The organism is Microcoleus sp. LEGE 07076 (assembly GCF_015207455.1).
GTDB lineage: Bacteria > Cyanobacteriota > Cyanobacteriia > Cyanobacteriales > Microcoleaceae > Microcoleus.
The window spans coordinates 1-11,773 of sequence record NZ_JADEWV010000182.1 but is presented as its reverse complement, the minus strand read 5'-3'; the positions used below and the strand labels follow the sequence as shown (position 1 = coordinate 11,773).

The window sequence follows — 11,773 nt, the reverse complement described above, 5'->3', positions numbered from 1 at the left end:
GTGCTTTTTTGCTGTATCTCAGCAGCAGATGGTTTAGCAATTTTTCCTTGCGGTAGTGTGTTCAGCGCGATCGGCGTTCAAAAAAGTATTAGATAATTCATCCTGAGAAGACGTGCTATAATCATCCTAGATTGAACTATTACTTTGAAGTGGTTGAGTTGCTTCATGACCACAATTAAATTAATAGAGGATCGATACATCCAAGTGGGTTCTATCAAAACTCGTTATTGGAGTGCGGGTGATCGAGGAGATCCTGTGGTTCTGCTTCATGGTGGCGGCAGTTCCATTGAAGTTTGGATTAATAACATGCAAGCGCTAGCCCAACACCATCGCGTGTTTGCCTTTGATATGGTCGGAACCGGTTTGTCAGACAAGCCCATCGTACCTTACTCACTTGATTACCAACTTCAGTTTCTGAATGAGTTTCTCGATACATTCGACATTCCACAAATCAGTTTAATTGGGAACTCAATGGGCGGCAGTATTGCCCTCAAATTTGCGATTCACTCGCCAGAGCGAGTTCGGAAACTGGGATTGGTTTCTAGCTTTGGCTTGGGACGAGAAATCGACTTTTCTGATCGCTTGTTAGCTTCCTTCCCGGCAATCGCGAAACTGATGCCCGTGAATCGGAGTGTTGTCAGATGGGTATTGAACAGCTGTGTTTACAATCTGAACTCAGTTCCAGAGGAATGGATCGAACTCAATTTTCAGCGGTTTAATCTCCCCGGCCAGCGGAAAGCTTTAATCTCTCTCTTGACAACTAATTTGAATTGGGGGGGGCTGCGCCCTGAAGTTTTTATGCCAATTGTTCAGCAACTTGATCGCATCAAAGCCCCCACCCTGGTAATTTGGGGAAAACAGGACGCGATTATTCCCGTTGCCCATGCTTACGTTGCCGCCCAAAAAATTCCTAATTCCTCTTTGCATATTTTTGAGCAGTGTGGGCATTGGGCGCAAGTCGAACATCCAGAAGCTTTCAATAGTCTCGTTTTAGAGTTCCTCATGTAAGGGGTGTAATAATCGACATTCCGCACGAAGAAGGGTAATTAATGGAGTAAGCTGATAAAGCAGATTTCAGGGAAGAAGGCTAATGGATATCCAGAACCTAGATCGCCAGCGCCAACAACTGAGCCAGGACTTACGCAAAAAATAGTTGGTAACACTATTAGTAGCGGTAAAATTTATAATTTTTACACTACAAATAGAGCTTATGCGTAAGTCCTATGAGCTTAACTTCAGGCACGGCTCCCCTATCGGGGAATAGTCAGCAGAAGTATTCTAACGACTCAAAATGTACCAACCACTGCACCTCAAATACCGACCCAAAAGCCTCCAAGAATTAGTGGGTCAAGACACAATCAAAACAACCTTGACCAATGCCATCACCTCCGACAAAATTGCTCAAGCTTACCTATTCACTGGCCCCAGAGGAACAGGCAAAACCTCAACCGCTCGCATCCTTGCTAAATCACTCAATTGTTTGAATAGCAAAAAGCCAACCACCACTCCTTGCGGAGAATGTTCAAGCTGCAAAACCATTGACTCCTGTTCAAGCTTAGACGTAACTGAAATCGATGCTGCCTCTCACAATGGCGTGGATGATGCCAGAGAATTAATACAACACAGCAACTTTGCGCCAGCGATGAGCCCTTACCGCATCTGGATTTTAGACGAGTGTCACCAACTCAGTACCAGCGCTCAAAATGCTCTCCTCAAATGCCTTGAAGAACCTCCGGCTCATGTGGTGTTTATTCTCTGTACGACTGAAGCACATAAAGTCCTGCCGACAATTATCTCCCGCTGCCAAACTTTTAACTTCCGAGCCTTGTCAGTTGATGCTATTGTCGGACAATTGCACAAAATTAGCTCCGCTGAATCTATTGAGATCGCAAGTGAGGCCATGCGGGCGATCGCTCGTACCTGTGACGGAGGGTTAAGAGATGCCCTGCAATTACTTTCTCAGCTTTCACTGCTAAACTCAGAGATTACCCTAACTCAAGTTGCCGAAGTATCTGGCAGCATCAGCGAGCAAGACTCGATCGCCCTTCTCAAAGCCATTCATTCTGGCGATACCTTAAGCGTACTGCAATCTTCGAGAACGCTGATTGACAGCGGCAAAACCCCCAAACTGATTCTCAGCAGCTTGCTAGCAGCAATGAGAGATTTGCTCATTGTCAAATCAACGCGCCACTGCCAGAATTTAATTGCAGGGCCAGTAGGCTATTCACAACTGCGCTCGCTCGCTCTTCATCTCGATTTTGAAACAATTGATGCGGCTTGTACACAATTGCAAAAATCAGAATTTCAATTGAGAACTAGCACCAATGCTGCTACCTGGTTAGAAGTCTGTCTGCTGAACTTGATGCTGTCAAGCAAACCCGCTGCCCCCGAAACGCGGTTGCCGGCAACTTCCCAATCTAATCAGCCTGACAAATTTGATAAAACCCCTCAAAAAATAGAGGCAGATTCTCCTGACTTTGAGACAACTTGGGCGCAAGTAGTAGCAGCAGCGAAACCAGGCAATCGTAGCCTCTTAAACCGCGCTCAAATTGCCGAACTTTCGGCTGATTCATGTGTGTTAGCAGTAGAAAGAAAATACGCAAACAAGTTTCAGAGTCACCTTAAATCCGTGCAGCGGATCGTTACTAAAGCTTTAGGCCGCTCTGTTACTGTAACTGTCAAACAACAGGAGGAGTTAGCAGCATGATTAGCATCCTAATTGGGAATGATACTTACGCAATTGAACGAGAAGTTGAAAATTTTAAGACTCAAACTCATCCTCTATGGCGAGATTTCAACATCCACCGCTTCGATGCTTCTTCCCTGGATGCAGCCCTCTCTGCTGCTGCTTCAGTTCCTTTCGGCGGAGGAAGCAAACTTATTGTCGTTGAAAATTGCGATTTCAAGCAATTTGGAGAAACGGGGCTAGAATTGCTGCAAATCTTGCCCCAATTACCCGCCACAACGCACTTAGTCTTCACTGCTGCTGTTGTTGACAAGCGACTCAAGGTAGTCAAGTATTTGTTGCAGTTTGGTAAACTTAAGGAGTTTACTCTCATTCCTCCTTGGCGTACTGATTTGATTGAAAGTGCGATCGCTGCTACTGCTAAACAGATGAATCTCTCAATTGCCAGAGATGCTGTTAGCTATCTAGCGGTAGCGATTGGTAACGATTCTGCTAGAAGAGTCAGTGAACTAGAGAAATTAGCCATTTATGCCGCAGGCGATCGCATTACGAAAGAAGCTGCTAAAATCCTCGTTCCAGCTACCACAGCCAACTGTTTTCAACTGGCAGAAGCTCTTTTAAAAGGTCAAGCAGTGGCGGCAATTAAGGTGCTTGATGAATTGCTCTCTAGGGCAGAGTTTCCTTTAGCAATTATTGCCACTCTCCAAACTCAGTTTAAAACTTGGTTGTGGGTAAAAGCTACTCTCAATTCCGGTCAACAACGTTCTGATAGCGAAATTGCCAGTATGTGCGGAATTAGTAACCCGAAACGGCTGTATTTCCTCAAGCAGGAGATTAAGGAAGTATCTGCGAACTCCTTAAGTCGATCGCTCTCCATTTTGTTTGATTTAGAAATCGCTCTCAAAACAAGAGATAAGCCTGATTCAATGTTGCCTGCTTTCCTAAGAATCACTCAACTCACTCACCTTAACTAACAGGAAAGCGCTGCCGAGTTAATTCGGCAGCCTTTCATTAACCGCTTCGATCGGTATTTTAGCGAGAATTAATCGCGCGCTAACCACCAAATTAATGCTCCAACAGCGACTACTGGTGCTGCAATTGCAATGGCGGGTGCGATCGCAACTGATGTTACTGTTCCTGCCGCTGTGGTCGCAGTGGCAATACCAACGCCACCAGTGGTAGTAGCAATCCCAGTGGCAGTTGCTCCGCTGAGGCCGACTAATTTACCGATAACTAATGCACCACCTGCGGCAGTAGTGGCTAAACCATTATTGTTCATAATTGAAGGACTCCTTTTGAGTTTCATTTTTGTCAGGACTGTAGATGCGTTGGAAATCAATAAGGCTGAGTAGAAAAATTTTTCCCTACCTGGTTTTCCGTGATTGATTCCATATTAATTTCCTGATTCTAGGTTTGTAAACTTAAATTCAAGCTTGAATTTAATGCTTCAAGATGTAGTTAGTTTATAGCTTTCTACAAACCCCATTTTTGAGATTCCTGGCTATCAACATCTGTTGAGAGCCAGGAATTGAATTATTAGGCAAATAGGTGGAGGACTATCCCAGCAATTGACCTTTCTGCTAACTTACTTTGCTCACTTTTGAGATACTAGATTTTCTGCCGTTTTTGGGGTTATCTACTGTCCGCCAGTCATCGCAGTCATTGAAATCGATTAGAACTTCTTGACCTACAGCTACCTCAAGACTGTCAGGATACCACACAATGTAACGATTATTACTCTTTGCTTGAACAAGCATTTTATAGTTAGGATATTCAAGCCCAAAAGTTTGCAAAACCTGAAACGATTCGGTTCTCATTCGATTCTCCTTTTCTGAACTATCATCACTTAACAACAACGTCACATTCAGATTGCTGATAAATAGGCGTGCTGGCGTACCAATTTTTCAATTTCTCTCCTTGTTGTGGGAACCCTTTTTCTATCGTCCGAATAGCTGGATAAGCTATAGTCATGCCGAGCGCAACAAAGAAATACCACTTAAAGAAGACTAGCGGTTCTAAGAAATGCTCTATGCGAGTTTCTGGACGACGATAGCTAAGAAAGCTTTTGTAATAGTCAAATGAAACTGACCAAAGTGTATTCTTTGGATCGGTCATCAAGTTGATTCTTGCTTTTGTTGTGCCACCAGTTCCATTACCATTGCAACCATCAAATGGATTTTCTACACGCAGTCCAGTTGCTCGATAGGTCGATATAAGCGAATGTGAACTAAAGTCAGAAGATATCCTTCTGCTGAATTTCTAATTGCTTGTAAAAGTCCAACCTCAGCAACTTTATTAGAGAATCTGGTGGGAGATTGAAGCAAATCATTCATGCCAGAATCGAGAGTAACCATCTTGTTTCTTGCCTTTTTCGATGTAACTGAACCCATATTAAATTCATCTCTTCTGGTTTGACTAGCTTGAATTCAAGCTTGAATTTTTGACGTTCAAGTATTTTGCACTGAGTATGATTGACAGGCAGGGAAAATAAGTTATAATTTTCTCAACTCTATATTCCAGTAATTCTGTATGTGTGGACAAAGCTTTGAAGAGCAATTTATACAGCTTTATGAGTCTAAAGGATTCCAATCTTGCTACGAAATATCTCAGTTATCTAAGGGAGAGTTAAAAGAAGACTATCTGAGTCATCTGGTCAACGATCCTATTTGGAGGCCAGGACAAAATAAGTTAGAGAAGTTGGCAGAAGTTTTTGCTCAAAAAACTTATTTAAAAAAGTATCGCCTTCCCATTAACGAGGAAAAAATGAAAAGAGTATGTGAGGATGAACTAAGAGAGCTTCAGAATTTTTTTGAGAAAGCTCGTAAAGAAATAAAGCAGGATATACCAGACTCACCTGTAAATTCTAAAAAGATCACCTGGCAAATTACGTTGGAAATGCAAAGCAACGATCCGTCTGTGATATACCGTATTTTGGGAAAGTTAGAAAAACTGGGGAAAGGAATAATATCGGTAAAAGAAATCAAGCAAGGCAGTATCATTCTGATTTTAGAAAGTTCTCCAGAAGTATTTGAGCGAATTCAGTCTTTGTATCAAGCGGGGCAACTAAGCGAATTGCTCAATGTTCCCATCTTAGATTTACAGGTGCTTCCAAACGAAGAACGGGTGAATTTAAGTCAGTGGTTTGAGAATGTTTTTACAGCGGGTTGGCAGAGTGTAGAAGAGTTGCTGACACCGCAACAATTAAGTCCGACAGTGTGGAGCGATCGCGTCAAACAAGCTAAACTATTTAACCTAAGAGCAGACTTAATTAGTCATGCTGTTAACCTAGTCATTAACCTGACAAGAGCAAGCGAAGATAGAATATCTATTTGGCTGCAAGTCTATCCAAGTGGAGAAGATTATTTACCACTCAATCTCAAACTACTGGTGTTAGCCGAGGGCAAAGTTTTCAAGGAAGTGACTGCCCGAAGTGCCGATGTTTTGATTCAATGTCAGTTTGATGCCGATCCGGGCGACGAATTTACTGTTAAACTAGCTTTGGGAGAAGTGAGCGTCACGGAAATATTTGTGCTTTAATCTAATTAATGTGTTTTCGGGTAGGTGTCTCGCCTGCCTAGCGCGATCGATCTAACACTATCAATTAACTGAGGGGAAACATGGGTAAGTTAATCCGCTTAGACATCCAAGGTGACTTCGATTCGGGTTTTTCTGTTACCGCACAGATTCTCGAAGACTCCGCACCCTTTCCCCTCATCGCCGGAGACGCGGGGAAATTACCTAGAAATCTAGATATAGATATTAAAGAAGCGTATCGCAATTGGCAAACACACTACAGAAGCATAGTAGCACCTATTCCTAAATTTCCCTTGACTGACCGTCCTAGTTTTACAAATGTTTCTGGCAATATTCAAGAAAATGATTTTGAGCCTTTCCGAAGAGAGACTCAAGATTTGATAATGGACTTCAATAATTGGTTAAAAAATCAAGATTTTCAACCAATTGAGTTGTTGTTACGGACTCACTTAGAACCGGGAGAGAAAAATCGCATACTGCTGCTAACCAATAACCCTTGGTTGCGAAAACTCCCTTGGCATGAATGGGATTTACTCAGGGATTTTCCTCAAACAGAAGTGGGATTTAGTTCGCCAAATTTTCAGCAATTAAAACAAATTTCAGTCTCTCAAGACAAAGTAAAAATTCTGGCTATTTTGGGTTATCAAGCAGATATAGTATCTCAAGGACAGCCCATTCAAAACTTAGGGAATCATGTAGAAGTTACTTGGCTCAAACAACCCAAACGAGAAGAGTTAGATGAACCGCTGTGGAAACAACAATGGGATATACTTTTTTTTGTGGGACATGGGGAAAGTCAAGATGACTGGAAAACAGGAACTATCTGGATTAATGAAAATGATAAGATAACTATAGGCGAATTAAGAAATCACTTTAAGAAAGCAATTGATAATGGATTGAAACTTGCCATTTTAAACTGCTGCGATGGACTCGGTTTAGCACACTCCTTAGCTGAGGGAGAAGATTTATATTTGCCGCAAATAATCGCGATGCGGGAGGAATTGCCTGTTGCGATCGCACCTCGGTTTTTGCAAGATTTTATGGAGGAATTTACTCAGGACAATTCCTTGTATGCTTCGGTGAGGGAAGCGCGGCGGCGGCTACAAATTTTAGAGAAAGAGTTTCCCTGTGCAAGCCATTTACCTGTAATTTGTCAAAATCCCGCCGTTAAACCTTTGCGTTGGCACGATTTAGTAATTCCCCCCAATCCTTATCAGGGTTTGTCGGCTTTTCAGGAAAAAGATGCAGCCTTATTTTTTGGGCGAGAAACTTTTACCAATCAGCTTGTCAAAGTTGTGGAAACCAAAAAACTGGTAGCTGTTATTGGTGCTTCTGGAATTGGGAAATCTTCGGTAGTATTGGCAGGTTTAATTCCCAGTTTGCGCCAGCAAGGGAATTGGTTGATTGCTAACTTGCGCCCAGAATCTACTCCTTTTGAGAATTTGGCGAAAGCGCTACTGTCACCTATGGCGCAATTAGAAACGGGTGAAAGTGAGGGAATTGCTGAGATTAATGCCGATGAAATTAACCAACTAGCGATAGATTTGCAAGAAGGGAATCGCACTTTATCTGATGTGGTAAGAAGCATCGGTAGCAGTCGGCGTTTTCTGTTAGTAATTGACCAGTTTGAGGAAATTTATACTTACCAAAATCAGAATAATCAGCAATTTTTAGATTGTTTGTTGGATGCGGTACAAAATTTTTCTGCCTTCAGGTTGGTGATTACTCTGCGGGCTGATTTTTTAGGGCAGGCAATAGAATATAATCCTTTTAGGGAACAGTTAGACAGATGGAAACCGGAATTTATCGGCGGGATGGTGAGAACCGAATTGCAAGCAGCAATTGAGGAACCTGCTAAGAAAAGAAATGTCTATCTGGAAGCGGGACTGACAGAACATATTCTCAATGACGTTGGTGGTGAACAAGGTAATTTGCCATTGTTGGAATTTGCGCTTACGGAACTTTGGAAACAGCAGGAAAATGGTTTGCTGACTCGTCTAAAATATGATGAAATTGGTGGTGTAGAAAAGGCTCTTTGCCGACACGCGGAAGGGGTATATGATGCGCTGAAAGAGGGGGATAAGGAACGGATAAAGCAGATTTTTATGAAGTTGGTGTCACCGGCAGAAGGGACGGAATACACGCGCCAACTGGCGACTCGCGCTGAGGTGGGGGAAGAAAATTGGGATTTGGTAACGCATTTGGCGACGGCACGTTTGGTGGTGAGTAATCGCAATGAAACGACTGAGATAGAAACGGTGGAAATTGTGCATGAGGCTTTGATTAAAGCATGGCCAGATTTGAGGAAATGGATTGAGGAAAATGATACTTTTTTGAGATGGAAAAAGCGCTTAAAGGTGGCGTTTCTGGAATGGGAAAGGAATGAGAATCAGGAGGGTTATTTGTTGCAAGGCGCACCTTTGGGAGAGGCGGAGGGTTATTTGCAACAACGGTTGGAGGATATAAATCCGGCGGAACAGAAGTTTATTAATCTAAGTTTAGAAAAGGAGAAAACACGCCAACAGCGAGAGTTGGAGCAGGAAAGAAAAGCAAGAAAAGCGGCTCAGACAAGAACTAGAGTAGCAGTAGCATCTACAGTTATTGTTAGTGCAGCAGGTATTTTTGCCTTTTGGCAGCGAAATGAGGCAATCAAGGGTCAAATCAATGCCTTGGCAGCAGAAGCTGAATCTCGTTTTTCTGCAAAGGAGCAGCTAGGAGCTTTATTGGCGAGTGTGAAAACGGCACGACAGTTAAAACAGTCTTTCGGGTTATCAGCGAATGATCGGATTCAGACTTTGGTTAAGATTCAACAGCCGATTTACAAAATTCAAGAGCGCAATCGCATTGAAGGACATAGTGACTCCGTTTATACTGTCAGTTTTAGTCCTGATGGCAAGCTAATTGCATCTGGTAGTAGGGACAACACTGTAAAACTTTGGAGTCGTGATGGTACTTTAGTCAAAACTTTTGAAGGACAGACTGGAAGCGTTTCTAGTGTCAGTTTTAGTCCTGACAGTAAGATGATTGTTTCAACAGCAGGTGTGGAGGGAATAGCAAGACTCTGGAACATCGACGGAACTTTAGTTAAAACCTTAAACGCACCCCATAATTATATTTTGGGTAAGGTAATTTTTAGTCCTGATGGTAAACTTATTGCTTCTTCCGCTAGAAGTAGCCCTAGTCAACCAGGCATTGCAATTCTTTGGAATCCAGATGGCAGTTTATTCAAAATACTTGTGACTGATAATGACGATGGTAGATTATCTGATGTTACTTGGAGTCCTGATAGTAGCATAATTATCACTGCCAGTACCAGTTTTATCAGATTTTGGAAAAAGGATGGTAGTCTTTTAAAAAGTTGGGAAATAAAAAATGCCAATTATGATGCATCTGTCATAGTAAGGTTTAGCCCGGATGGAAAAATGATTGCCTTGGCTTATGGTGATAATACTGTCAAGATTTTTGATACTGATGGGAAACTTTTGAAGATTTTAAACAAAAGTAATCCTGGCACATTCATATGGGATTTTATTACGGAGATAGAGTTTAGTCCTGATGGCAAGATGATCGCTATGGCTAGTGGAGATAAAACCGTGAAACTTTTCGATATAAAACAAGATTTCGCTCCGTTAGTAATCTTTGCGGGACATACTGGTTCAGTTTATGGGGTCAGTTTCAGTCCTGATGGTAAGACAATTGCATCAGCCAGTTCAGACGGTACCATAAGACTCTGGAAAATGGAATCACCAAATGTTTTATATGGTTACATTAGAGATCTTCGTGGCGAATTATCTCCCTTACAATTTAGCTCAGACGGAAAAACGGTAATTAATTCTAACTTCCCTGAACCTATTGATGCAAAACTATGGAATATAGATGGAACTTTAATCAAAACGTTAAAGATAAAAGATGAGCTTGGCATCCGGGGTTTCAGTCCTGATAACCAGAGACTTTTAATCGTTGATGATAAGGGTTTTAAACTGATAAATTGGTCAGAAGATATTGTACATCAATTTATTGAGGATCGTAAAGTTACGATAGCAACTTTTAGTCCAGATGGAAAATTTATTGCATCAGCCAATGAAGATAAAAACATAAAAATTTGGAGTGCAGATGGAAACTTAATTAAAACTATTATTTCCGATCAAAATAAAGTAGATAAATTATATTTTAATCGGAGGGCAAATAAAATTGCTATTATCAGTCGTAATAAGGTTAAAATTTTCACATTAGATGGTGAGTTAGTAACTCATTTTGATATAAAACTTAACGCAAGAATAGTGACTATTTCTCCAGATTTCCAATTTATTGCTACCTATGAATCTGGTACAAAAATACAACTTTGGGATTTACAGGGTAAATTAATAACAACTCTAATTCACCGAGAGCAAATTAATGATGACAATGAAGTTGCTAGTATCGCTTTTAGCCCAGATAGTAAAATAATAGCTACAGGATATAGAGATTTGAATCTTTGGGGATTAGATGGCAAGCTCATTGCAAGAATTCCTGGTTACGAGGCAACTATTGAGCAGATTAGCTTTAGCCCTAATGGTAAAACTATTGGTATTATTCAGCGTCACCCTATAGCTCGTGGTCCTCGTGAATCTTATATTCCATCTGCCAGTCTTTGGAGTCTTGACCTGGATAGTATTTTAGTAAGTGGTTGCAATTTATTGGGTGACTATCTCAAAACTAACCCTAATGTTAGTGAGAGCGATCGCACTCTTTGTAATGAGTAACGAAGAAGAAAAAATAAGCGATCGCCAAATCGATAAAATTAGGACGATCGCCCGCTGGATAGAACTGTTGCTGTCGATCGCCGATGCTAACCTGGGGCGATCGCATCTCTGGACGATCGCTCTTTTGTTGATTACTCCTGTTCAGTAAAAAGCTTTTTCATTACACAAGCAACATGACCGTATGTACTACCTTCTAAACCCTCTAAAGCATTATGTTGTATATCCTCGTACTGACCTAATTTGCTAGTCCACTTACCATTAGAAAGTTGTCTCGCAGCGTGTTTAGGTTTCCCATCTAAAACATAAATGGCTATTTTTTCAAAACCAGTTTCCAGCAAAGCACTATCGCAGACTTCGTATCCTAAAGTTTGATAAGCCATAATAAAAGCAATTAGAGATTCCTCGCGCACTATATTAGGTGGCCAGTAATCCTGACCTTTGTCATCCGGCCACCACCATTCTTCTGTATTTCCAGCAGCCCAAGCTATACAATTATAATCAGTTGTATCTGGACTGGTAATTTGATATCCCGCTGTCACTAAATTAGGATGATTTTGTTCGATCCATTCTTTAATGTTTTGCTGCCAAGCATTATTTCCTACCATTTGTAACCTTTTGCTTTCCCCCACTCCAGCCAAATCTGAGTCATCTCTTTTGTTTTACCTCGTTTTTCCAAAGGTACTGGATCTTCTCCAGTAATTTCAGACAAAGCCCAAAACCAACGCCCCGACTTTCTTTCCACTTCCCTTAATAACAGAGGAATTACTACTGGACCCATCCTAATAATTTGTTGGTAAGCAGGGTGCATAAC

General features: G+C 41.5%; 12 protein-coding genes. 6 read left to right on the top strand and 6 right to left on the bottom strand.

Annotated features, from left to right (window positions below):
- Nucleotides 1–165: 165 nt before the first annotated feature.
- The 3 genes from IQ270_RS23300 (at nucleotide 166) to holA (ending at nucleotide 3,660) form a co-directional block, all read left to right on the top strand.
- On the top strand, nucleotides 166–1,008 hold the full coding sequence (locus IQ270_RS23300; RefSeq protein ID WP_193975574.1) for an alpha/beta fold hydrolase: 843 nt from the start codon (nucleotides 166–168) through the stop codon (nucleotides 1,006–1,008).
- Between the two features lie 283 nt (nucleotides 1,009–1,291).
- Entirely contained in the window at nucleotides 1,292–2,707 is a 1,416-nt protein-coding gene (dnaX, locus tag IQ270_RS23295; protein ID WP_193975573.1) for a DNA polymerase III subunit gamma/tau, read from the top strand.
- Nucleotides 2,704–3,660, top strand: a complete 957-nt coding sequence (gene holA / locus IQ270_RS23290) for a DNA polymerase III subunit delta (RefSeq protein ID WP_193975572.1) — start codon at nucleotides 2,704–2,706, stop codon at nucleotides 3,658–3,660. Before dnaX ends, holA begins: the two co-directional genes overlap by 4 nt.
- Nucleotides 3,661–3,728: 68 nt before the next feature.
- Here holA and IQ270_RS23285 read toward each other — a convergent pair whose 3' ends face one another.
- The 4 genes from IQ270_RS23285 to IQ270_RS23270 all read right to left on the bottom strand — a co-directional run bounded on the left by IQ270_RS23285 (nucleotide 3,729) and on the right by IQ270_RS23270 (nucleotide 5,040).
- The gene (locus IQ270_RS23285; protein ID WP_193975571.1) at nucleotides 3,729–3,965 is read right to left on the bottom strand and encodes a hypothetical protein; all 237 of its coding nucleotides are present in this window, start codon (nucleotides 3,963–3,965) and stop codon (nucleotides 3,729–3,731) included.
- 301 nt (nucleotides 3,966–4,266) lie between these two features.
- Nucleotides 4,267–4,503, bottom strand: a complete 237-nt coding sequence (locus tag IQ270_RS23280) for a hypothetical protein (protein ID WP_193975570.1) — start codon at nucleotides 4,501–4,503, stop codon at nucleotides 4,267–4,269.
- A 25-nt stretch (nucleotides 4,504–4,528) separates the two neighbouring features.
- Nucleotides 4,529–4,801: a hypothetical protein gene (locus IQ270_RS23275; protein ID WP_193975569.1), complete on the bottom strand. Its 273-nt coding sequence runs from the start codon at nucleotides 4,799–4,801 to the stop codon at nucleotides 4,529–4,531.
- A gap of 65 nt (nucleotides 4,802–4,866) precedes the next feature.
- On the bottom strand, nucleotides 4,867–5,040 hold the full coding sequence (locus IQ270_RS23270) for a hypothetical protein (RefSeq protein ID WP_193975568.1): 174 nt from the start codon (nucleotides 5,038–5,040) through the stop codon (nucleotides 4,867–4,869).
- Between the two features lie 175 nt (nucleotides 5,041–5,215).
- Between IQ270_RS23270 and IQ270_RS23265 the strand changes: the two genes are divergently transcribed.
- The 3 genes from IQ270_RS23265 (at nucleotide 5,216) to IQ270_RS23255 (ending at nucleotide 11,110) form a co-directional block, all read left to right on the top strand.
- Nucleotides 5,216–6,223, top strand: a complete 1,008-nt coding sequence (locus tag IQ270_RS23265) for a DUF1822 family protein (protein ID WP_193975567.1) — start codon at nucleotides 5,216–5,218, stop codon at nucleotides 6,221–6,223.
- 80 nt (nucleotides 6,224–6,303) lie between these two features.
- Nucleotides 6,304–10,962, top strand: a complete 4,659-nt coding sequence (locus IQ270_RS23260; RefSeq protein WP_193975566.1) for a CHAT domain-containing protein — start codon at nucleotides 6,304–6,306, stop codon at nucleotides 10,960–10,962.
- Nucleotides 10,955–11,110, top strand: a complete 156-nt coding sequence (locus tag IQ270_RS23255; protein ID WP_193975565.1) for a hypothetical protein — start codon at nucleotides 10,955–10,957, stop codon at nucleotides 11,108–11,110. Before IQ270_RS23260 ends, IQ270_RS23255 begins: the two co-directional genes overlap by 8 nt.
- Here the strand turns inward: IQ270_RS23255 and IQ270_RS23250 are convergent.
- On the bottom strand, nucleotides 11,094–11,591 hold the full coding sequence (locus tag IQ270_RS23250) for a hypothetical protein (protein WP_339384286.1): 498 nt from the start codon (nucleotides 11,589–11,591) through the stop codon (nucleotides 11,094–11,096). The two genes, IQ270_RS23255 and IQ270_RS23250, sit on opposite strands and share 17 nt — an antisense overlap.
- Nucleotides 11,561–11,773 (bottom strand): hypothetical protein (locus tag IQ270_RS23245; protein ID WP_228056621.1); only part of this gene is annotated, 213 nt, incomplete at its 5' end. The genes IQ270_RS23245 and IQ270_RS23250, both read right to left, overlap by 31 nt.

What these genes read in the sequence shown, in the direction of transcription:
- IQ270_RS23300 (WP_193975574.1), top strand. Translation starts at nt 166, where the DNA reads ATGACCACAATTAAATTAATAGAGGATCGATACATCCAAGTGGGTTCT.
- dnaX (WP_193975573.1), top strand. Translation starts at nt 1,292, where the DNA reads ATGTACCAACCACTGCACCTCAAATACCGACCCAAAAGCCTCCAAGAA.
- holA (WP_193975572.1), top strand. Translation starts at nt 2,704, where the DNA reads ATGATTAGCATCCTAATTGGGAATGATACTTACGCAATTGAACGAGAA.
- IQ270_RS23285 (WP_193975571.1), bottom strand. Translation starts at nt 3,965, where the DNA reads ATGAACAATAATGGTTTAGCCACTACTGCCGCAGGTGGTGCATTAGTT.
- IQ270_RS23280 (WP_193975570.1), bottom strand. Translation starts at nt 4,503, where the DNA reads ATGAGAACCGAATCGTTTCAGGTTTTGCAAACTTTTGGGCTTGAATAT.
- IQ270_RS23275 (WP_193975569.1), bottom strand. Translation starts at nt 4,801, where the DNA reads ATGACCGATCCAAAGAATACACTTTGGTCAGTTTCATTTGACTATTAC.
- IQ270_RS23270 (WP_193975568.1), bottom strand. Translation starts at nt 5,040, where the DNA reads ATGGTTACTCTCGATTCTGGCATGAATGATTTGCTTCAATCTCCCACC.
- IQ270_RS23265 (WP_193975567.1), top strand. Translation starts at nt 5,216, where the DNA reads ATGTGTGGACAAAGCTTTGAAGAGCAATTTATACAGCTTTATGAGTCT.
- IQ270_RS23260 (WP_193975566.1), top strand. Translation starts at nt 6,304, where the DNA reads ATGGGTAAGTTAATCCGCTTAGACATCCAAGGTGACTTCGATTCGGGT.
- IQ270_RS23255 (WP_193975565.1), top strand. Translation starts at nt 10,955, where the DNA reads ATGAGTAACGAAGAAGAAAAAATAAGCGATCGCCAAATCGATAAAATT.